This is a genomic window from Terrisporobacter mayombei, from assembly GCF_020748465.1.
In the GTDB taxonomy this organism is placed as follows: domain Bacteria; phylum Bacillota; class Clostridia; order Peptostreptococcales; family Peptostreptococcaceae; genus Terrisporobacter; species Terrisporobacter mayombei.
The window spans coordinates 134962-156779 of the sequence record NZ_JAHZMP010000001.1; the positions used below are offsets into that span (position 1 = coordinate 134962).

Annotated in this window: 19 protein-coding genes, 1 other RNA gene and 1 riboswitch; of the genes, 6 read left to right on the forward strand and 14 right to left on the reverse strand. The window is 27.8% G+C overall.

The window, feature by feature from the left end:
* Positions 1 to 161: 161 nt before the first annotated feature.
* The 3 genes from K0039_RS00715 to ilvD all read right to left on the reverse strand — a co-directional run bounded on the left by K0039_RS00715 (position 162) and on the right by ilvD (position 5459).
* On the reverse strand, positions 162 to 1778 hold the full coding sequence (locus K0039_RS00715) for an EAL domain-containing protein (RefSeq protein WP_228103146.1): 1617 nt from the start codon (positions 1776 to 1778) through the stop codon (positions 162 to 164).
* Positions 1779 to 1964: 186 nt separating this feature from the next.
* Complete coding sequence (locus tag K0039_RS00720; RefSeq protein ID WP_228103147.1) at positions 1965 to 3386, reverse strand: alanine/glycine:cation symporter family protein; 1422 nt, start codon at positions 3384 to 3386, stop codon at positions 1965 to 1967.
* Positions 3387 to 3797: 411 nt separating this feature from the next.
* Entirely contained in the window at positions 3798 to 5459 is a 1662-nt protein-coding gene (ilvD, locus tag K0039_RS00725; RefSeq protein ID WP_228103148.1) for a dihydroxy-acid dehydratase, read from the reverse strand.
* A gap of 185 nt (positions 5460 to 5644) precedes the next feature.
* Here ilvD and K0039_RS00730 point away from each other — a divergent pair, with 185 nt between their 5' ends.
* The 3 genes from K0039_RS00730 to K0039_RS00740 all read left to right on the forward strand — a co-directional run bounded on the left by K0039_RS00730 (position 5645) and on the right by K0039_RS00740 (position 7287).
* Entirely contained in the window at positions 5645 to 6325 is a 681-nt protein-coding gene (locus tag K0039_RS00730) for a FadR/GntR family transcriptional regulator (protein ID WP_228103149.1), read from the forward strand.
* A 149-nt stretch (positions 6326 to 6474) separates the two neighbouring features.
* Positions 6475 to 6792: a winged helix-turn-helix transcriptional regulator gene (locus K0039_RS00735; protein ID WP_228103150.1), complete on the forward strand. Its 318-nt coding sequence runs from the start codon at positions 6475 to 6477 to the stop codon at positions 6790 to 6792.
* Positions 6793 to 6990: 198 nt separating this feature from the next.
* Complete coding sequence (locus tag K0039_RS00740) at positions 6991 to 7287, forward strand: winged helix-turn-helix transcriptional regulator (RefSeq protein WP_228103151.1); 297 nt, start codon at positions 6991 to 6993, stop codon at positions 7285 to 7287.
* 23 nt (positions 7288 to 7310) lie between these two features.
* Here K0039_RS00740 and K0039_RS00745 read toward each other — a convergent pair whose 3' ends face one another.
* A complete protein-coding gene (locus tag K0039_RS00745; RefSeq protein ID WP_228103152.1) occupies positions 7311 to 7790 on the reverse strand; it encodes a hypothetical protein in 480 nt (159 codons plus the stop codon).
* 93 nt (positions 7791 to 7883) lie between these two features.
* Complete coding sequence (locus K0039_RS00750; protein WP_228103153.1) at positions 7884 to 9509, reverse strand: Kae1-like domain-containing protein; 1626 nt, start codon at positions 9507 to 9509, stop codon at positions 7884 to 7886.
* 319 nt (positions 9510 to 9828) lie between these two features.
* Between K0039_RS00750 and K0039_RS00755 the strand changes: the two genes are divergently transcribed.
* Both K0039_RS00755 and K0039_RS00760 read left to right on the forward strand, forming a co-directional pair.
* Entirely contained in the window at positions 9829 to 10917 is a 1089-nt protein-coding gene (locus K0039_RS00755; protein ID WP_228103154.1) for a PfkB family carbohydrate kinase, read from the forward strand.
* A complete protein-coding gene (locus tag K0039_RS00760; protein ID WP_228103155.1) occupies positions 10917 to 11837 on the forward strand; it encodes a pseudouridine-5'-phosphate glycosidase in 921 nt (306 codons plus the stop codon). The genes K0039_RS00755 and K0039_RS00760 overlap by 1 nt, the downstream gene beginning before the upstream one ends.
* A 90-nt stretch (positions 11838 to 11927) precedes the next feature.
* Here K0039_RS00760 and K0039_RS00765 read toward each other — a convergent pair whose 3' ends face one another.
* The 6 genes from K0039_RS00765 to K0039_RS00790 form a co-directional block, all read right to left on the reverse strand.
* Positions 11928 to 12839, reverse strand: a complete 912-nt coding sequence (locus tag K0039_RS00765; RefSeq protein ID WP_228103156.1) for a GTP-binding protein — start codon at positions 12837 to 12839, stop codon at positions 11928 to 11930.
* A gap of 150 nt (positions 12840 to 12989) precedes the next feature.
* Entirely contained in the window at positions 12990 to 14240 is a 1251-nt protein-coding gene (locus tag K0039_RS00770) for a saccharopine dehydrogenase family protein (RefSeq protein ID WP_228103157.1), read from the reverse strand.
* Positions 14241 to 14417: 177 nt separating this feature from the next.
* A riboswitch (glycine riboswitch) is annotated at positions 14418 to 14524 on the reverse strand.
* Positions 14525 to 14670: 146 nt separating this feature from the next.
* Positions 14671 to 14970, reverse strand: a complete 300-nt coding sequence (locus K0039_RS00775; RefSeq protein WP_228103158.1) for a (2Fe-2S)-binding protein — start codon at positions 14968 to 14970, stop codon at positions 14671 to 14673.
* A 100-nt stretch (positions 14971 to 15070) separates the two neighbouring features.
* On the reverse strand, positions 15071 to 15607 hold the full coding sequence (locus tag K0039_RS00780) for a dihydrofolate reductase family protein (protein WP_228103159.1): 537 nt from the start codon (positions 15605 to 15607) through the stop codon (positions 15071 to 15073).
* Positions 15608 to 15767: 160 nt separating this feature from the next.
* The gene (locus tag K0039_RS00785) at positions 15768 to 16424 is read right to left on the reverse strand and encodes a hypothetical protein (protein WP_228103160.1); all 657 of its coding nucleotides are present in this window, start codon (positions 16422 to 16424) and stop codon (positions 15768 to 15770) included.
* A gap of 277 nt (positions 16425 to 16701) precedes the next feature.
* Positions 16702 to 17274, reverse strand: coding sequence for a biotin transporter BioY (locus tag K0039_RS00790; protein WP_228103161.1), 573 nt, complete (start codon positions 17272 to 17274; stop codon positions 16702 to 16704).
* Positions 17275 to 17501: 227 nt separating this feature from the next.
* Here K0039_RS00790 and rnpB point away from each other — a divergent pair.
* Positions 17502 to 17846, forward strand: an RNA gene (gene rnpB / locus K0039_RS00795) — RNase P RNA component class A.
* 246 nt (positions 17847 to 18092) lie between these two features.
* On the opposite strand, the gene K0039_RS00800 is transcribed toward rnpB, so the two are convergent.
* The 3 genes from K0039_RS00800 to K0039_RS00810 all read right to left on the reverse strand — a co-directional run bounded on the left by K0039_RS00800 (position 18093) and on the right by K0039_RS00810 (position 21718).
* A complete protein-coding gene (locus K0039_RS00800; RefSeq protein WP_228103162.1) occupies positions 18093 to 20021 on the reverse strand; it encodes a heavy metal translocating P-type ATPase in 1929 nt (642 codons plus the stop codon).
* Positions 20022 to 20184: 163 nt separating this feature from the next.
* Positions 20185 to 20457, reverse strand: a complete 273-nt coding sequence (locus K0039_RS00805; RefSeq protein ID WP_018590633.1) for a metal-sensing transcriptional repressor — start codon at positions 20455 to 20457, stop codon at positions 20185 to 20187.
* A gap of 112 nt (positions 20458 to 20569) precedes the next feature.
* Positions 20570 to 21718 (reverse strand): YybI family spore inner coat protein, encoded by a 1149-nt coding sequence (locus tag K0039_RS00810; RefSeq protein ID WP_228103163.1) that lies wholly within the window; start codon positions 21716 to 21718, stop codon positions 20570 to 20572.
* Positions 21719 to 21818 lie beyond the last annotated feature (100 nt).

The window sequence follows — 21818 nt, forward strand, 5'->3', positions numbered from 1 at the left end:
AAATGAGTACTTTAAATATGAACATATCAAATGAAAAATAGATAAAATTACTTAAACAAAATAAAAATACTGGAATGAAATATCATCCCAGTACAAAGTCTAAATTTTTAGTTTTAATTCATATATACATATCAATATGTATATTTATTTACAGCTTATTATTATTTCACAGTGAACTTTTCCAATTCTTCAATAGGTAAGGGTTTAGAGTAAAAGTATCCTTGAATATATAAATTATTATGATATATATTTTTTATTTCATCAATTTGATATTTCTCCTCAACACCCTCAATAATAAAGTATTTATTTGTTAGTAATGTTACATTAGACATAAATTTTATTACTTCATTGTTGATTTTCGATTTTGCTATATTATCAGCAAAATATTTATCTAATTTGATAATATCAAATGCTACTATTTCTAACATATTTAAATTTGCATATTCTATTCCAAAATCGTCTATAGCAATTTTATACCCATTATTTTTTAAGATTCCTATGGTAGACTTTATGCCTTCTAAGTCTTTAAAATGAATGTTTTCTAAAATTTCTATGCAAATACTTCCCTTTTTAATTTTATTTTTATTTGCTATATCTATTATTTTATTTATAAAAGCTTCATTTTCTAATTCTTCAAATGATAAATTAATAGATATATAAAAGTCTTTATTTTTATAATATTCATAATTACTTATAATTTTATAATCATGAATTGCTCTTTCTAAAACCCAAAGCGTCATCTCAAAATACATATTTGATATTTCAATATCTTTTAAAAAGCATGAAGGCAGTAATATTTTATTATTTTTATCTTTTAATCTTAATAAACTCTCAAAACCAACTACTTCATTATTATTAGGGTTAACTATTGGTTGATAATATAAAGTAAAGTTATTTTTTTCTTTGTTTTCTCTTATCTTTCTCCTTAGTATTATTTTTTTAATAACAGGATATATAATCCTATATGATATAAAGACTACTAGTAAAATCACACAAAATAAACTAATTGAATTAGTTACTATAATTTCTTTTCTAAAATACTTGTGGTATATAAATAATAATTTATTGTAATATTTAGACTTATATTTTTCATTAATAATTGTATCAAACTTTTTTACTATATCTTTACTATTTTCATTCCCCGCAATATAAGCAACACCAGATGAATAGTTAAATATATTATTGTAATTATTTTTTAAACTATAACTTTTAGGTAAAGATGTTACATCAGCTCTGCCAGTTTCAAGCATATTAACACATTCATCAAGACTTTTAGCTTCTATTAAATCCAGTTTTATATTCTGTCCTCCAAATGCATTATTTATCCAACTGGCAGTTATATCACCTTTGACATATGCGAATTTCTTTCCATTTAAATAATTTACATCTCCATAAACAACATTCTTATCTTTTGTATATATGCTTTGGTCATCTAAAGATATATTATTAACTGAGTAAAATAGCTTTTTTGCCCTATCTTCTCCATAATGCACACCTAATAATATATCAATTTCATTGTTTTTTAATTTTTCTATGGCATTATCAATACTAACATTTACATATTCATATGTTATATTAGAATCTTTGCACAAAACATTTAATAAATCATTATAATATCCAGTTATATTATTATTCTTATCCTTATAGTAATAAGGTTCATATAAGTATAACCCTACTTTTATTGTTTTATTATTTTCATATGCAAAAATATTTATTTTTGAAAAAACTATCACAAAACATATACTTAAAAAGAGTATTTTTCTTATTTTTTTAACCATTCTATCCCCCTTCAATTTTAAGTATTTTCACCATTAATATTTTATGGTAAAAAAAGTAATAATTCAAGCTTCTAATAATTAAAAAGTGCTAATCTAAAATTAGCACTTTGGTTAAAAATCATATTATTTTCTAATTTTAAAGGGTGTATCATTTTTGATACACCCTTTAAAATTATTTATGTTATATTACATAGCTTTTTCTTCTCTATCATCTCTCCAATGTTCAATGTTTTCTAATCCTTTTATGTTAGAAGCATCAAATACTGGTTCTTTTATTCCAGCTTTCTTTTGAGCTGTGTAATCTTGTAAAGCTATAAAAGCATATTTACCAAGTAAAGCTATAGCTATTAAGTTTATTATTGCCATTAGACCCATAAATAAGTCTGCTAAATTCCAAACTATTTCTACAGTTGCTACTGAACCAAATAAAACCATACAAACAACTAATGCTCTAAAAACATTTAACACTGTTTTATTGTTACTCATAAATTCTATATTTGATTGACCATAGTAATAGTTACCAACTATAGAACTAAATGCAAATAGCAATATACATATTGCTAAAAATACATATCCTATTGATCCTATGTGAGAACTTAAAGCTGCCTGAGTTAATTGTATTCCGTCAAGTCCTGCTGTTGAATAACCAGGGTATAACAGTACAATAAATGCAGTACATGAACAAATTACTATAGTATCTGTAAATACACCTAAACTTTGGATTAAACCTTGTTTAACTGGATGAGTAGTATCTGCAGTTGCCGCAGCATTTGGAGCAGAACCCATACCTGCTTCATTTGAGAATAAACCTCTTTTTATACCAACTAATATCATACCACTCATTGAACCTACTGCCATTTCTCTAAATCCAAAAGCACTTTCAAATATAGTTAATATTACTCCTGGTATTTCTGTTATATTAATTGCCACAACAAATAAAGCAACTAATATATACATAACTGCCAATACTGGCACTATTATTTCAGAAACTTTTGCAACTCTGTGAACACCACCAAATATTACCAATGCTGTTAGTATAGCAATAACTACTCCTATTACAAATTTATCTATTCCAAAAGCATTGTTAAATGCAGCTGTGATTGTGTTTGATTGAACTGCATTAAACACAAATCCAAAACATATTGTTATAAGAATTGAGAATAACATTCCCATTTTTTTACTTCCAAGACCTTGCTCTATGTAATATGCAGGTCCTCCTCTAAATCCTTCACCATCTTTTATCTTAAATATCTGTGCTAATGTACTTTCAACAAAGCTTGATGCTGAACCAATAAGAGCTATTAACCACATCCAAAATACTGATCCTGGTCCTCCAGCAACAACTGCCATTGCAATACCTGCTATATTACCAGTACCAACACGAGATGCTGTTGATATACAGAAAGCTTGGAATGATGAAACTGCTCCTTCTTTCTTCTCTCCCTTTGCTCCATCACCTAAAAGTCTAAACATTTCTCCGAAATATCTAAATTGTACAAACTTTGTCCTAAAAGTAAAGTAAAGTCCTAACACAATTAACATTACTATAAGAACTTTTGACCATAAGAAGTCATTAAAACTTAATACTAAATTGTTTAATAATTCCATTATATTTTTCCCTCCAATAATATTCATATTTTATTTCTTGTTTTATTAATGCAAAAAATGCATAATCTATTCACACTTCATTCATTTAAGCTAATTATAAGATATTTTTTCTTAAATTACAACATTTTTTTGCATAATTTGATTATCATGTTGCAATTTATGCAAAAAAAGATTAAGGAAAACATTTTTCCTGCATTTTTTGAAATTAAAAATAAGATACTCTGAAATGCTTTGCAAGATTCATTTCAAAATATCTTTAATTTTTATAATTCTAAATTAGTTAGTATTGAGTAATTTCTTTCCCGCTTTTTTCTGCCTCATCTGTGTCTTTCATATTGGCAAATATGTTGGCTATTATAGCGCCTGAAATATTATGCCATACAATAAATATAGCTCCTGGTAATGTAACTATTAAAACTCCAATACTGCCCCTCTATCTCCAGAAGTAACCATTTTACTATATCTACCTAAATAACCAGTAGTTATCTTTGGTTCTCTTAGAATCCAAGCTTTTCTTCTTTCTTCTAATTCATCTTCAGATACTACCATATCTAAAGTTTTTTCATTTATATTTATTCTTATTAGATCTCCTTCTTTTACTAAAGCTATAGGTCCTCCCACTGCTGCTTCTGGTGAAACGTGACCTATAGATGCCCCTCTAGATGCTCCAGAAAAACGTCCATCAGTTATAAGAGCAACACTTTCTCCCATACCCATACCTGCTATGGCTGAGGTTGGATTTAACATTTCTCTCATTCCTGGTCCTCCCTTTGGACCCTCATATCTTATTACAACCACATCTCCTGCTACTATTTTCCCACCTTTTATGGCAGCTATAGCATCTTCTTCACAGTCAAATACTCTAGCTGGCCCAGCATGTATTAACATTTCATCACAAACTGCTGATTTTTTCACTATAGATCCATTTGGTGCAAGATTTCCTTTAAGAGCTGCAAGTCCTCCAGTTTCACTATATGGATTTTCAATCGGTCTTATAGTTTCTGAATCTTTGTTTTCACATCCTGCTATGTTTTCACCAATGGTTTTTCCAGTAGCAGTTATTAAATCTGTATATAGTAAACCTTTTTTATCTAGTTCATTCATAACAGCATATACTCCACCTGCTTCATTTAAATCTTCCATATATGTATACCCTGCTGGTGCTAAATGACAAAGATTAGGAGTTTTTTCACTTACCTCATTTGCCAAGTCTAGCGTTAATTTTATCCCTGCTTCATGAGCTATAGCTGGTAAATGAAGCATAGAGTTAGTAGAACAACCTAGAGCCATATCTACTGTTAGAGCATTCATAAATGCTTTTTCAGTTAATATATCTTCTGGTCTTATGTTTCTTTCGTAAAGTTCCATAACTTTCATACCGGCGTGTTTAGCAAGTTTTATTCTCTCTGAATACACTGCTGGTATTGTACCATTTCCTTTTAGCCCCATACCTATAGCTTCTGTTAAACAATTCATTGAGTTTGCTGTGTACATTCCAGAACAAGACCCACATGTTGGGCATACTTTATTTTCAAATTCAGCAACTTCTTCTTCAGTCATATTTCCTGCAGCAAAAGTTCCTATGGCTTCAAACATAGAAGATAAACTTCTTTTTTCTCCTTTAACACGACCTGCAAGCATAGGTCCTCCACTTACAAATATGGTAGGAACATTCACTCTTGCAGCTGCCATTAAAAGCCCTGGTACATTCTTATCACAGTTTGGTACCATAACTAGTGCATCAAGTTGATGAGCAAGTGCCATAGATTCTGTTGAATCTGCTATAAGTTCTCTAGTTGCAAGTGAATATTTCATTCCCTCATGCCCCATTGCTATTCCATCACATACAGCTATTGCTGGAAACACTACAGGTGTTCCACCTTCCATGGCAACACCTAGTTTTACTGCATCTACTATTTTATCCAGATTTATATGACCTGGTACTATTTCATTATATGAACTTACTATCCCTACTAAAGGTTTATTCATTTCCTCCTCTGTATGGCCTAGTGCATTGAATAAAGAGCGATGTGGCCCTTGCCCAATCCCTTTTCTCACATTATCACTTTTCATTTTATTTCCCCCTGCCATTTTATATATTCTAAATTTTCAAATAATTTATTTTACAATTAAATATGTTATAATACTATTATCCATCAAATAGTTGTTGGACAACAATACGTGTTGTGTAACATAATATTAGTTCTACATATGTATAATGTCAATTAAATTTTTAAATATACTTTTAGGAGGATTACATGAAAAGAAAAGAACCTTCATTATCTTTACAAATTGCTGATGATTTAAAAGAAAGAATAATAATAAAAAAAGAATATAAAATTGGAGATAAGTTACCCAATGAAAATTTATTATCAGATGAATTAAATGTTAGTAGAACTACTTTAAGAGAAGCCATTAGAATCCTTACAACAGAAAATATTCTAGAAATAAAGCGAGGCAAGGGAACTTATATTATTAATGATAGCCTCGATAATCATGATTTTGGAAAACTAAGTAACACAGTTTCTAATTTGAAGGATTTACTTGAACTTAGACTCATAATAGAGCCTATGGCCGTTTATTATGCCACTAAAAGAGCCACTGAGAAAGATGTGGAGAACATCTTACACTATGGTAAAAATGTTGAAGAGAAAATTCTAAACAATGAAGATAGAAGTGAAGATGAGTTATATTTTCACAACGCCATTGCTAAGGCTAGCCACAATGCTTTTATAAAAGATTTAATGCCTATTATTAATGAAGCTATTAACAAAGGTGTTAATTTATCTAAAGAATTTGATAAGATAAATGAATTAACCCTAAGGGATCATAAAATGATTATGGATTTTATAACTGATGGAAATGCTGAAGGTGCCAAGGTTGCCATGGAATTACATATTATAAATGCTATGACTGTATTTGGTATACAAGGTAATTAAAATTGTTAATAAATTACTTTTCAAAATATTCTGAAATTAGTAGCTTTTCTAAGTGTTTTTGTATATACTATATTTAAAATAATAAATAAAGTTTATTACTAATATAGTTAAATAAAACAAGAACATTCTCAAAAGGAAAGGTGATTACTTTGAAAAATGAAAGAAAAGAAAATAAAGTTTGTAAACAAGTCATAGGATTCGATCCAATCAAATGTGAATGCAAGACTATTACAATGTGCAATTTGCAATCTGGAGGAAAAACTCTATTTAGCCTTCAAAAATTAATGGAAGGTACGAGTTTTGATTTAATGAGTTTAAAACTACAACAGTTAGAAGAAATAGGATTAATATACAAAAGTGTAAACTATTCATATCCTGCTGAGATAAAATACTTCTTAACTATTAAAGGTTGGGAATGTGTAAGATCTCTACGTAGTTATGTGGATGTGGATAGTATAGCAGTATAGGAGATATATTTACAAATGATGTATATAAAATATATTAAATAATAAATGCCAAGTTAAATTACTTGGCGTTTATTTTTTGCTAAAATTTGTATTGTATTTTTTATTTAAGTTTTCTACGATAGTTACCTTTTAGTAAGTATTATATTTTATTTTCTGTGTAAAATATATATATATACAATTAGTTAAAGGAGAATTAAAATGAATAGTCATCATGATACAGTCAACATGGAAAATAACTTTCACACTATAAGGGGTAAATACAAATCTTCAATAATTTGTAATTTGTCAACTGGTAGAAAAAGATTTACTGCCCTACAGAGATCTATTGGCCAAGTAAGCCATAAAGTACTATGTGAAAAATTAAAAGAATTAGAAAGTGATAATTTAATTAATAGAGAATATTTTTATGAATATCCACCAAGAGTAGAATACTTTTTAACTACAAAAGGATGTGAATACTCAAAGCTTATTAAACAATTTGAAATATTAACATAAAAGCCAAGGAAAAATCCTTGGCTTTATTTTATATTGCTTCTATAAAAATCTCTTATTTTTGTATATGCATCTTCCAATTTACCATCAGAGTATTGAAGATTTACATTATAGTCCCCTCTTACCTTAGTTTTAGGTTGTGGAAATTTTATATTTTTAACTTCCTCTCCCTCTTTTTTAAGTCTAATTGCCAATACATCTACTGGTCTGTCTTTGTATGAGTCTTTATCAATATAAATTTCAGATATTTCATTCCAAGATATATATTTCCCCTTTGTATACTTTGTTTTAATTCCTTCTTTATTTACAGTAAGAATTGCATTAGGTATAATTAGTGACTTAATTTGATAAAGTGTTATTGCTCCAAATATAACTAAACATATTATTCCTAATGTATAAGAGCCGCTCAACATCATATACGCGCAACCTAAATCAGCAATTATTACTAAAAGTAAATACATCAATATATCTCTTCTTGACCTTCTATATACTATTTCATTTTCCATATATATTCCCCCTTTGATAAATATGCATATATTTACATTATAACTGAAAAAATAGGCCGATAGATTTATTTTACTTCATAATATAAATAGTTATTATTCTTTATTAATATCTATTATTAATTGCCCTATTGATAAGTTATAATCATTACATGGAAGAATTTTGTGAGTTAATATTTCAAAGTTATTGTTATTTAATTTTTCATATATTCTTGTAAATATTATTTCATTTTCAAATACTCCTCCACTTAAAGCAACTATATTTAAATGATATAATTTTCTTAAGTACAGACATATTCTAAAAGAAAATTCTACTATCGTATTATGAAATTTCATAGCTATTACACATGGATTTATATTATTTATAACGTCTTTGAAGACTTCTTCTACTACATAATCTGTGTCCACTACAAACTGATTATTTTCATAGTTAATTTCAAATTTGTAGTAACCCTTTGTATTCATAGATTTCTTTGCCAAATTTTCTAACTCTACACATGCTTCTCCATCATAAGAAATCTTATTTTGAAAATTTAAAAATGCACTTATTCCATCAAACAATCTTTCCATAGAAGAAGTGAGAGGTGTATTAACATCATTTCTAATCATGTATAATATGGTGTTATAATTTTTGTATTTAATATAACTAAAAAGATTATTTATACTTAAATTACTTATTAGCTCTTCCACAGGAAAATTTAGCTTATTACTTGACCATGACTCAAGTAAACTTACTGCCATCTTCCATGGTTCTTTTGTTGCATTATCTCCTCCAGGCATTTTCATATATTTTAAATGGCCTACTTTATTAACGTTTTTGTTGTCACAAATTAAAAACTCGCTGCCCCATAAATTTTTATGTTCTCCACAACCAGTTCCATCAAAGCATAATCCTATAACTTTTTCCCTTATATTATTTTCAAACATACAACTTACTATATGAGCATGATTATGATTAACTTTTACTTTGCTTATATGATTATCTTTTAAATTAGTAAAATCATACCCTTTTCCAATTCTTATTATTCTTTCTTCATTTAAAAGTACTTTTAACACAGATTCTTCTCTTTGTACATCAATTTCTTTATCATTAATTATAAAAAAATCTGCGATATTTTTTAACTTTTCCAAAGCATCTTCATTTTCATAGACCATAGGCATACCACTTGTATTGCCACTTGTTATTACTAGAGTTTTAAGTTCATCATCAAATAACATGTAATGAAGAGTTGTATAGGGTAACATCACTCCTAAAGAATCTTTATTAAAGGAAATATTATTAGGTAGGCTATTGTTCTTCTTTTTTAAAATAACTATAGGATTATTACTTCTATTTAATATGCTTTTTTCTTTTTCATTAAGATAACAATAGTTTTTAACTTCATCAATGTCTTTCATCATCAATGATAAAGGTTTTGATTTTATATTTTTTCTTTGCCTTAAATTAGCTATGGCTTTGTGATTTGTTCCATCGCAAACTAAATAAAATCCTTCCAATCCTTTAATTGCTATAATCTTACCTTCCTTTATAAGCTTTTTTACTTTCTCTATAATCTTCTTATTGTCACTATATTCCCTACCATATTTATCTATTAATTTAAGATTAAGCTCACTATTTTTGTAACAAGTTGCTTGGGAATCAAACCGTCTATCTAAATGATTCTTATCTATTATTTTTTCTTTATTTTCTATTTTAATTTGTTTTGTTTTTTTACTATTCATAATATCACTTCATTTCTTTCTTTTTTATTCATAAATTACCTCCTATTTGTAAAATCTCTTCTATATTATAAATATTCTTAATTTCCTTTCAAAATACATACATAGTTCTTTTAAACAGTATACATAATCTTTTATATGCCCAATTTTATTTATCAAGATTAAATACCGCATTAATATAACACATTTATCATATTTCACATTTAATACATACTATTTGTAAATATTAATAAAAAAAGTATTGTACTTTATAAATAATGATGTTATTATATCCTTAACAAATGTTTATACACATAAACAAATATTAATTTTAGGTGATTAAATGACTTATAGAGAAAAAGAAATTTTGCAAATCCTAAAAAGTAATCCTCTGATTTCACAACAAGAGCTGGCAGATATGCTAAATATATCTCGTGCTTCTGTGGCTGTTCATATAACTAATTTAATGAAAAAAGGACAGATTTTAGGCAAAGGATACATTTTAAGAAAAGAAAATTACGTTACAGTTATTGGTGGATCAAATATGGATATTCAAGGTTTTCCAAATAATCCTCTGGTAATGCATGACTCTAACCCTGGTCAAGTAGATATATCCATGGGTGGAGTTGGTAGAAATATAGCAGAAAATTTAAGTAGACTTAATGTGAATACTAAACTTGTTTCAGCTATAGGAAATGACTTATATGGAAATACTATTCTTTCTGAATGTAAAAATCTAAATATAGATGTAAATGATTGTTTTGTATCAGATGAATACTCTACTTCAATTTATGTTTCTATATTAAACGACTCAAAAGATATGCAACTTGCCATAAGTCATATGGACATTATCGAAAAACTGGATGAAACTTTCATTCATTCAAAGCACAAATCAATAGATGATTCTAAGGCTATAGTTTTAGATACTAATTTGTCTAAAGAAACTATAGATTTTATCACAAGAAATCACAGTCATTTACCAATTTTCGTAGATACTGTTTCTACTGCTAAATGCGTAAAAATAAAAGATATACTTCATAAATTTGATGGAATCAAATTAAACAAATATGAAGCAGAAACATTGTCTGGAGTTAAAATAGAAAATTTAGACGATGCTAAAAAATCTTGTGAATACTTTATAGAAAAAGGTGTTAAAAGTGTATTTATAACACTAAGTGGTGATGGTGTATATTGTGCTAACAAGGAAAAAACACTGCACATACCAGGCGTAAAAATTGATATAGTAAATGCCACTGGAGCTGGAGATGCTTTTATGTCCGGTATAGTATATGGATTTATGAATGATCTTGATATAGAACAAACTGCAAAGTTCTCTGTTGGAGCATCAATTTTGGCACTATCTCATAAAAATACAATCAATCCTAATTTAAGCGAGGATTTAATAAATAAAACAATAAAGGAGCTAATATAATGTTAAAAAAATATTTACAAATACATCCAGAAGTTGAAGCAGCAGTTAAGGAAGGAAGACCAGTTGTTGCGTTAGAATCTACAATAATATCTCATGGTATGCCATACCCACAAAACGTTGAAATGGCTAGTACTGTTGAAAATATAATAAGAGAAAATGGTGCAGTTCCTGCAACTATAGCTATACTAGATGGAGTTTTAAAAGTTGGTTTAACTAAAGAAGAAATAGAATTCTTAGCTACTAGCAAAATTGTTGTTAAGGCTTCTAGAAGAGATTTACCATTTATAATATCTAAAAAATTAACTGGAGCTACTACTGTTGCTACTACTATGATCCTTGCAGATCTTGCTGGTGTTAAAGTATTTGCTACTGGTGGAATAGGTGGAGTTCATAGAGGTGCTGAAACTACTATGGATATATCTGCTGACTTAGAAGAATTAGCTAATACTAATGTGGCTGTTATATGTGCTGGAGCTAAGTCTATACTTGATATAGGTTTAACTTTAGAATACTTAGAAACTCATGGTGTTCCAGTAGTAGGATTTGAAACTGAAGAAATGCCTGCTTTCTACACTAGAAAATCAGGATTTGGTGTTGATTACAGAGTTGACTCTTCTATGGAAGTAGCTGAGGCTCTAAAAGCTAAGTGGGACTTAAATCTAAAAGGTGGTATGGTTATAGCTAATCCAATACCTAAAGAATTTGAAATGGATTACGATACTATAACTAATGCTATAGAATCTGCTTTAAAAGAGGCTGAAGAAAAACATATAGGTGGAAAGCAAGTTACTCCTTTCTTATTAGATAAAGTAAAAACTATAACTGAAGGAAAATCACTTGCTTCTAATATAGAACTTGTTTACAACAATGCTAGAGTTGCTGCTAATATAGCAAAGGACTTAGCTGATTTAAATAAATAGTAATCCTAAAAACGGCTATGGTACAATAACTTTTAATCCTTGTACTATAGCCACTTATTTTATATCATTATTTTAATTTTCACTTTTAATTTAAAATAATTCTTTTATTAATTTTGTATTTAAAAGCAGTCCTATTATAACTACTTTGGGCTTACATATTTCATCCATATATTCATAAGAATAATTCTTTGGAGTAAAGTCAAAGTGAACAGTTTTTCCATTTTCAATTTCAATTATCCCTTTTCCCCTTAACACATATCCTTGTTTTTTATCTTTTAGTAATTCTAATGCTTTTTTTAATTCTTCTTCTGTAAAAACTTTAGGTTTATCTATTGTAGTAGATTTCAATAATTTCTTTATTCTACTTGTATCCTTTAAATTTTCTTTTATAACAACTCTATCTATCTCTAAAGCCTCAATATAATGTTTTAAATTTAATTCTCTTTTAAAATACCAGTCTTCTTCTATTATATAAGCTTGCTCGTTATAGTCACTAAGTTTATCTACAATAGTTTCTAGCTCATTTTTATTTACTTCTTTCAAGTGACTAAGTAGTATAATGTTTGCATTTTTTATTTGGTTTAAATAAAAATTCCCAAAATTATCTTCATACTCATAAAAATTACATAAATCCACTATTGTTATTACATTAGTGATTATCATTTCTTTATTTGAAGATTTACAAATATCTTGGCACAATTTAATTATATCTGATAACATAGCAACCCCAGAAGGTTCAATTATAATTCTATCCAAACTAACTTCTTCACTTAGTGATAGAATTGCTTCTTTAAAATTACCTATTAAACTGCAACATATACAGCCTGAAGGTAATTCTTTTACTGTGAAACCGCCCTTTATTAAATCACTATCTATGGAAATATCCCCAAATTCATTCTCAATAATAGCAATTTTTTCATCTGTATTTTTGATAAATTGATTTAAAAAAGTTGTTTTTCCCGCACCTAAAAATCCTGAGATAATATCGATTTTTATACTCATTTCCTGTCCCCTTTTGTCTTAATTTAACTTAATTCAATTATAAGAGTAACATATTAGAAACATTTATTGAAATTGATATTTTCTATAAAGTTTGAATACATATAAATTTCATTGATATATATTAACATGAGAAACTAAAGTTTTTTGAGTTTACATATTTATTACTTCGTATCTAAATCCTGTTTCTTTCATTAAATCTAAGTATGGAATTGGATTAAAGTACTCTGGTGAAAATACTCCTTCACCCTTCCAAATTCCTTTAGCAATAAGTTCTATAGTAAGAGCTGCACCAAATCCTGTTTGAGCTACTACTGCTTGCATACCCCAATCTTTTATCGATTGTTTATTTTCAAATGGTTGATATATGAATATTTCTTTTTTCTTTCCATCTTTTATACCTATACAATGAACTCCAACAAGCATCATACCTGTCATTTCATCACCTATATCTTTTGGTTGTGGTGCACATGCTGCAACTACATCTCTTGGCACAACTTTTACTCCACCTACGTCAACTTGATGTATACTTCTAAGACCTAATGAGTCTATTACTTTTAGTGCATTTATCAAAGCTGGATCTAAAGCTATTTTGAAAGTAGCTTTTTTAAGTCCATATTTACTTAAATATCTTTGCATAGTAACTACTTCTTCATGTTCTACTTTTATTAAAGTATTTTCTCCCACACCTTCAGGCATGATAAATGTTTCTTCTCCACAAAAAGCATCTTCCACTATAAATCCGTCCTTGTCTTTGTCATACTCCACATTTGGATTCATAACTTCATCTAAAATAGTCCATACGTTAAATCCAAATGTTATATCATTTTCTTTAGCACCTGGTATTTCTAAGTTTCCACCATCTTTTATATGCACTTCATATAGTTCATCAAATTCATACTCTGCAGCATATTTTGCAAATACATTTACTACACCTGGGTCTATACCCATACATATACAAGCCATTTGATTTTTATTTTCCCAGTTTTCATGTCTATCAAAATTGTACTTCGTCATAGGTTCTATATAACTATTTTCTATACCTATACCAAATTTAGGGTTATCCATAGGTACTGACCAAGTTCCCATACTTCCGTAATTTGTTCCACCCTCATAAGCAGCATCAAATATTTGGTTACTTACAAATGGTGCCGCAGCATCCATTACAAAATCTATATTATACTCTTTAATTAATTCAATCATCTCATTTTTATTTTTAGCATCAACTTGAACTGCCTTATAATTTTCTCTTTCCTTTAAATTTTCTATTACTTCTTTAGCTCTACCTAGATTATAATCAGCTACTAAAACAAATTCTAACCACTCTCTATAATTTTCTCTACTTTGCAGTATTCTTAATATTGATTCTCCTACTGCTCCTGATCCTACTAACATCATTCTCATAATAATTTTTATCTCCCTTATTTAAATTTATAAATATACATTTATACATAAATATGATTTTTGAAAATGAAAAAGGACAGAGTAATAAGCATACTAAAATTAAGTATCTTATTACTCTGTCCTTTTGCCAGTTGGTTATAGCCACGTAGGCGACGGTATCCGTTCTCTCCAAAGCTTCGTCAAATAATCTTCCTTTTGCCTGTCAGTTTCAAAAAAGATTAAGATAAATTCTTTTTTTTGCTTCTTCGGCCTTACATTTAAGTAATGTCTAAGATTATTATCATCCGATCATATTTATTTTACTATTATATTTTATAATATATATTTTCATTGTCAATATATAATTGGGATTGCTCTTTAAATTATGTATCTTACACATATAAAAAACCTTAGTAATAGTTTTCTATTTACTAAGGCTTATTTAATATAATTATTTTTTATTTTTTAAAATATTTTCTATTATTCCTTTACATCTACCACAACCAGTACCTGCATTAGTTTCTTCCATAACTTGCTCTACTGTCTCTGCACCATTTTTGACTGCTGCTACTACTTCATTTACAGATACATTTTGGCATTTGCAAACATTTTGTACTACCCTATCAATTTCTCTATATTCTTCATCATTTTCTATAACTATATCTGTCATTACCTTAATATCTTGTACTGTTCTAGCTCCTTGTGCTTGAGCTGCTCTAACTTTTATATATTTTTCCTTATCTAAAATCATATGCATACTCCTTATATTTAGAAATAATATTATTTATTACTTTAAATCTATTATTCCATTTTAGTGTAGGTTTATACAAATATCATTTTTTAATATAATTCTATCTTTTTGTATAAGTTAAAACTGCAATTCCATCTGAGAAACTATAATTTTTTAAATGTAAATTTATAGTTGGATTATTTTCCAAAAATAACTTTCTTCCCTTACCTAAGATGCATGGAATTATGCCAATAATGTACTCATCTATAACGTCAGCTTTTATAAATGAATCTGCTAAAATTGCGCCACCAAATATCCATATATTTTTTCCTTCTTCTTTTTTCAACTTAAGTATTTTTTCAACAATATCTCCATTTATAATCTCCACATTATCTTTATTTATATTAAGTTCCTTATTAGTAACCAGGTAAATTTTTTTATTTGAAAACTCATCAAAAGTTTCTCTAGGTATATCTTCATAAGACTTTCTTCCCATTACTATTGTGTCACAAGTTTCTAAAAATTTATTAAACTCAAATTGTTCTTTAGTATCCAGTGAATTATTATCTTCACCCACAATCCACTCAAACCCACCATCTTCGTCGCTAATATATCCATCTATACTCATGGCTAAGTTAAAGATTATTTTTCTGTTCATTATATTTCTCCTTTTTTCAATAATTAAATATCTTTAAATAGTATTTCCTCTATATACCCATTATTTATTCACTTAAATAAAAAAGATAGGAACGATACATTAATGTATTGTTCCTATCTTTTTATTATATCAGGTTATTCTTTAATGATTATTTAAATTATTATTCTACAAAGCTATCCTTTCCAATTAGATAATATAATCTGTCAGTATTACTAAATGAAAATGACTTATTTTTAAATAAACTAGCAACATTATTTTTTGTATCTTTGTTAAGCTCGTAATCATAACCGCTTATTTCTAGGGTTTTGCTATCTTTAGATAATTTTTCATAAGTTTTATCACTTACAACAAGCTGATTAGTGAAAAGTCCAGTTATTAAGATTTTCTTATTAAGAACACCTTTTATCTTTAGATCAATATCCTTTACTTTAAATTCCTTTATTCCTTTTTGCTTCTTTAAATATGATATATTCTTTATCCCATCATATCTAGGTATAATCATTGCTTCATCACCAGAAAGATTAACTTCTTTGAGCCTTTTATCTTTAGCCAATTTATTATATTCTGATTGCTTAATAACTACAGTTCCTTTATCATCTACTTTAAGCATATCAAAATCAGTCTCTTTTACATTTAAACCTTTCAATGCTTCATTTATTGCTTCTTCTTGTGATTTTTCCTGTTTATTGCCTTCTTCTGATATATATATAAGTCTGTATGGATAATCATTAGTTGATGATTTGTATACAGATACACCACCTGCTATAACTATTATTCCTAAAATAGCTGCTATAACTTTTCCTTTTGAAATTTTCATTTTACCATCTCCCTTACATTTCATTAATTCAATTTCTATAAATCCAACAAACAACGTGGAAAATATATTATTATTTTATATCAGGTCAGGTTTTACAACAATGGATTTACATTGCAGAAAAGTTACATTTTTGATAGGTTTAGTTTAAGTGATATTAATTCAAATAAAAAAGATGACATTAGCCATCCTTTTATATTTAAATATATTTTATTTTTCAATTATTTCCTTTAGATAAATTAATGCTTTCATCATAGTTATTAAGAATAATCATACAACTTTAAGCGTAATTTGCATTTTCTCTTTTTACATATTTACTTAATTTTGAACCTACTAAACTAGCCGTAATACATAAAACTATATCTCCTGGAATATCCAGTGGAAAACAAGATAATAATATTGCTACAAAAGGCATTTTAGTTCCCATATAGAAATTCAAAATAAAATATTTATACGTAAGACCTATAGCATAAGTCACTAAAAATCCACAAAAAGCTGCTATTAAGTACTTAGATATTTTTTTGCTTTTTATTTTTTCACAAACAAAACCTGTAACAAACGCACATAATATAAATCCTATTAAATATCCAAAACTAGGTCTTAGTATATATGTAATTCCTCCACCTGCTGCAAATATGGGAAATCCCATAAGACCTGTTATAACATATACTGTTACAGAAATCCCTCCTAATTTTGATCCAAGTAACATACCTGCTAACAATACAAATAAAAATTGTAGTGTGAAATAATCAAGATTTGGTATAGGTATTTGAATAAATGCACTTATGGCAATCATTGCTGCAAATAAGCCACAAATAACTATTTTGGATGTTTTATTTTTTAATTCAATCATTTTTATCCTCCTAAATTTTCTAAGTTTATATTTAGAAGTATAATTATGATTTTTATTTGTGTCAACTTTTTATTTTTTTAAGTTAACCTTTTTTCATTAACAAAAACATCCTTTTATGAAACTAGTACTATATATTTGTTACATATCCATATTTTTTTAATTCTTTTAAATATTTACTTTAGACATATAAATAATTTTATGTTATGATTAATTCATCAATTAAATAATAAGTAAATCAGATAATCGCGGGTAGAGATTTTCTCTACACGAGGAAAGTCGGAGCTCCACAGAGCAGGGTGCTAGGTAACGCCTAGTGGGAGTGATCCTAAGGAAAGTGCAACAGAAAACAACCGCCACTTTTGTGGTAAGGATGAAAAGGCGAGGTAAGAGCTCACCGTTTCTTCAGTGACGAAGAAAGCCGTGTAAACCCCACCCGGAGCAAGTCCAAGTTAGGATGAAAAAAGATGCTGCTCGCATCTTCCAATTGGTAGGACGCTTGAGCTTATTGGTGACAATAAGTCTAGAAAGATGATTATCTAATACAGAACTCCGCTTATAGACTTGCTTATTCTAATCTATATGAAATTAAAGAGTATAAATTGAGTTTATCAATTTATACTCTTTTTGTTTTTTATAATTTTTTTAAAAAAATAAAATTTTATCTTGCGGAGTTTGTCGAACTTTGTTATTATAAATATACAGTTATTTCCCCAATAACTGATTACTCCCCAAATAAATATATTCCCTAAAAACCCCTTTTTACAATATATTTTAAAATCCTTGCTTGATCGGTAGAGCAAGGATTTTTTTATACATTTTTATAAACTTGAACAACTTACTTCTCTACTTTTTCTTGAAGCTTCATTTTTCAAATATTTTTCATTTTCATTTGATTTATTATTATATTTTAATAGTAAAGCAGAATTCATAATAACTAAAACTGAGCCAGCATTATGAACAAGAGCTCCTACTACAGGTCCTAGCATACCTGTCATGGCAAGAATAACTGCCACAAAGTTAAGTCCCATGGAAAAAGCAAGATTTATTTTAATCGTCTTCATCATATGTTTTGATAATTTTAATAAATGAGGTAAATTATCTATATCATCTCTAACAAGTACAATATCTGCTGCATCTACTGCTATATCACTACCAACACCACCCATGGCAATTCCTACAAATGCTTTTTTAAGTGCTGGAGCATCATTTATTCCATCTCCAACCATACAAACCATTTTCTTTTCTTGTTCTTGGCTCTCTTCAATTATTTCTAATTTATCTTGGGGAAAACATTCTGATTTTACTTCTTCTATATTAACTTGAGACGCAATACTTTTTGCCACATATTTATTGTCTCCAGTTAAAAGAACAGGTGTAATTCCTAAGTTTTTTATACTTTTTATCATAAACTTGGACTCATGTCTAAGTGTATCACTTAGTATTACATAGCCAGCAATTTTATTATCTATCCCAATATAAATTATTGATTTGCCTTTATTTTTATATTTTTCTCTAATAAATCTAATTTCATCTCTTTTAAATTTTTCATCTAGAAGCAAATGTTTATTACCAGCTATTATTTTTTTATTATTTACTTTTGCAACTACTCCTCTACCTGGAGTTATTTCAAATTCCTGCGGAGGATTTATTTCTGTTTTATGATTTTCTTTAAAAGAAGATACTATTGATCTTCCAAGAGGATGCTCTGAGTATAGTTCACATGAAGCAACCATTTCATAAAGTTCTTCATTACTTAAATTATTCATTACACTTACAACCTCTTCCACCTTTGGCTTTCCATAAGTTAAAGTACCTGTTTTATCAAAAGTAATTTTACTTATCTTGGAAAGTCTCTCTAGTGCATCTCCTTCTTTAACTAAAATACCATGTTTTGAGACGTTTCCTATGGCTGCTACTATAGCAGTTGGAGTTGCTAAAACTAAAGCACAGGGACAAAATACAACAAGAATTGTAACTTCTCTTATTATTTCTCCTGTTACTAACCAAGTTAAAATAGCACTTGAAAAAGCAGCTATAACAATATATGTTGCCCATTTATCTGCCACACCTACTATTTTTGCTTTACTGGCATCTGCACTTTGAACTAGCTTTATCATTCTTTGGATAGAACTATCTTCTCCAACCTTTGTTGCTTTCATTTCAAAAGATCCAAACTGATTAACTGCACCAGAATATACACTGTCTCCTTCACTTAAATCAAGAGGAATAGACTCTCCACTCATAATAGAATTATCTATGGAAGTTTTGCCTTTTGTAATTACTCCATCAACTGGTATTATTTCCCCTGGATTAACTCTAAGTATATCTCCAACTTTAACATCTTTTGCATTAATAGATTTTTCCTCATTATTTACTATTATTCTTGCTAATGTAGGTGTTAAATGTACTAGTTTTTCAATTCCTTTTCTTGATTTTCTAACTGTAAATTCTTCAAGAAATGCTCCTATTTGCATTATAAATGCCACTTCACCAGCTGCAAATACTTCTCCAATTATAACTGATGCAATAAGTGCCATAGATACTAGTACATCTGCTTTTATATCAAACTCTGTAAATAGACCTTCTATAGCTTCTTTTATGATGGGAATACCACAAAGTATTATGGAAATCCAAGCTAAATCTAAATTAAATAATTTTATATGACTAAAACTAAATATAAGTGCAATTCCTGATATAACCAGAAATAAAATGTCTCTTTTTATTTCATCTTTAAATATGTCTTTCATAATATTCTTACCCCTCCTTATTAAAATATACCCCCCTAGGTATACTTGAATTATACCCATAAGGGTATATTTTAGCAACAAGAATGTTTATTTTCAAAAAATAAAACAAGGTTGTTAGCCCTTGCTAAACAACCTTGTTTTATCAAATTTATATTTAATTATTTTACATTCTCGAAAAATATTCAATTGCTTTTGCGAAATCTTCTATTGTTTTATCTGCATCTCCATGTTCTATTCCCTCTTTAACACAGTGATGTAAGTGGCCTTCCAAAACTATTTGCCCAACTTTATGAAGAGCTGATTTTGCTGCATTAATTTGCATAATTATATCTTCACAAGGTACATCTTCATCTACCATTCTATCAACAGCATTCAACTGACCTATTATTTTTTTCATTCTTCTGTGTATATTATCTGAATCCATACATTGTTTCATAAGTTATCCTCCTAATTGTTTTCATTTATATATAATGGATTTTTATCTATTTGTGTTATAGCCATTATATTATTATATGTTAAATTTTACTAGATAATTTTTGTGAAAAATTTTAACTTCTTGCATCATAATTAATTTCGCAAGTTAGATTATTTATATCTAAATCATCAAATACATTGTATTCATTTGAAAAGAAGGATAATAATATTCTCATTCTATCCTTTGGCTTTAAACCTTCTCCTATGTCAACTCTATTAAACACTTTATTTCCTACTATTCTATCTTGGTCATCTTTTAATATTATCTTCAAATTACTTAATGATTTTATCTCATAACTTTTTAAGTTAAGTAAATATGCATCAACATATAGTGTGTTAGCTTCTTCATCCATGGATTTTATTATTAAGTTTAAATCATCATTTCGACTATTATTATTTTTATTTTTTGAAGAATATGTTTTTATAAATCTACTTCCTTCAAGTATTTTTCTTTTTTCCTTAAACTGATTTTTTAATTCATTTTTCAATTTATGAACTTCTTCATATGGATATGATAATAACCCTTCATATACAATATTTATCTTATTATTATTTAGATTTATTAATGTTTCAATTGTTCCAATAACATCGCTATTGTTAATTCCCACAATCCTTTGATAAATAAGCAAGTTATAGCAATCATTAAATACTTCTTTTATAGGAAAAATCTCACTGGGATTGTCTAAAGTTGGTCTTAAATTTGTTTTTACCTTTTTATTTTCATCATATATCTCATTTAAATACTCTTTAGATCTTGTAGATAAATCTATTAAATATTTTTTCTTATTACAAGATACTGAAGTTCTATAATTATTTTTAAATTTAGCAGAAGGTAAATTATTATTTTTATATTTCTCCATATTAAAAATTTCTATTAATTTCTCATTTTCATATTTGTAAATCACACCTAATTCATAACTTATTAAATTGTTATGTCCATTTTTATCAACAAGTGTATTATTATACTCTCCTCTAATCATTATATTGTCAAGTCTATCTCCAGTAAAATCTTCAACAAAGAGTTGCATATTATATCCATTGTATGGAACATTTATGGTAAGGGGTAAATTATTTTCTCTATTTATAACAAGTTGCAAGCTGTTTGCGTAATTGCTTTTTTCATCAGGAAATTCCCCAACTAATATAACTTTGTCATCTGCATATTTATTAGTTATGCTGCCATAAGCTGCATCAATTATTACTTTTTTATTATTTAATGTCATAAAAATTCCTCCCCCAATTATTTAATCCTAATATATTATTTATTTATCATGGATTGTCCTTATTACTAATACTATCTCATGTTAAAAATTTATAATATTT

Excerpts from the sequence above, each read along its gene's own strand:
- K0039_RS00800 (WP_228103162.1), bottom strand. The coding sequence starts at position 20,021 with ATGAAAGACATATTTAAAGATGAAATAAAAAGAGACATTTTATTTCTG.
- K0039_RS00765 (WP_228103156.1), bottom strand. The coding sequence starts at position 12,839 with ATGAGTATAAAAATCGATATTATCTCAGGATTTTTAGGTGCGGGAAAA.
- K0039_RS00770 (WP_228103157.1), bottom strand. The coding sequence starts at position 14,240 with ATGAGAATGATGTTAGTAGGATCAGGAGCAGTAGGAGAATCAATATTA.
- K0039_RS00805 (WP_018590633.1), bottom strand. The coding sequence starts at position 20,457 with ATGAAACAATGTATGGATTCAGATAATATACACAGAAGAATGAAAAAA.
- K0039_RS00750 (WP_228103153.1), bottom strand. The coding sequence starts at position 9,509 with ATGAATAGTAAAAAAACAAAACAAATTAAAATAGAAAATAAAGAAAAA.
- K0039_RS00760 (WP_228103155.1), top strand. The coding sequence starts at position 10,917 with ATGTTAAAAAAATATTTACAAATACATCCAGAAGTTGAAGCAGCAGTT.
- K0039_RS00775 (WP_228103158.1), bottom strand. The coding sequence starts at position 14,970 with ATGATTTTAGATAAGGAAAAATATATAAAAGTTAGAGCAGCTCAAGCA.
- K0039_RS00745 (WP_228103152.1), bottom strand. The coding sequence starts at position 7,790 with ATGGAAAATGAAATAGTATATAGAAGGTCAAGAAGAGATATATTGATG.
- K0039_RS00715 (WP_228103146.1), bottom strand. The coding sequence starts at position 1,778 with ATGGTTAAAAAAATAAGAAAAATACTCTTTTTAAGTATATGTTTTGTG.
- K0039_RS00730 (WP_228103149.1), top strand. The coding sequence starts at position 5,645 with ATGAAAAGAAAAGAACCTTCATTATCTTTACAAATTGCTGATGATTTA.
- ilvD (WP_228103148.1), bottom strand. The coding sequence starts at position 5,459 with ATGAAAAGTGATAATGTGAGAAAAGGGATTGGGCAAGGGCCACATCGC.
- K0039_RS00785 (WP_228103160.1), bottom strand. The coding sequence starts at position 16,424 with ATGAAAATTTCAAAAGGAAAAGTTATAGCAGCTATTTTAGGAATAATA.
- K0039_RS00810 (WP_228103163.1), bottom strand. The coding sequence starts at position 21,718 with ATGACATTAAATAATAAAAAAGTAATAATTGATGCAGCTTATGGCAGC.
- K0039_RS00720 (WP_228103147.1), bottom strand. The coding sequence starts at position 3,386 with ATGGAATTATTAAACAATTTAGTATTAAGTTTTAATGACTTCTTATGG.
- K0039_RS00755 (WP_228103154.1), top strand. The coding sequence starts at position 9,829 with ATGACTTATAGAGAAAAAGAAATTTTGCAAATCCTAAAAAGTAATCCT.
- K0039_RS00780 (WP_228103159.1), bottom strand. The coding sequence starts at position 15,607 with ATGAACAGAAAAATAATCTTTAACTTAGCCATGAGTATAGATGGATAT.
- K0039_RS00740 (WP_228103151.1), top strand. The coding sequence starts at position 6,991 with ATGAATAGTCATCATGATACAGTCAACATGGAAAATAACTTTCACACT.
- K0039_RS00790 (WP_228103161.1), bottom strand. The coding sequence starts at position 17,274 with ATGATTGAATTAAAAAATAAAACATCCAAAATAGTTATTTGTGGCTTA.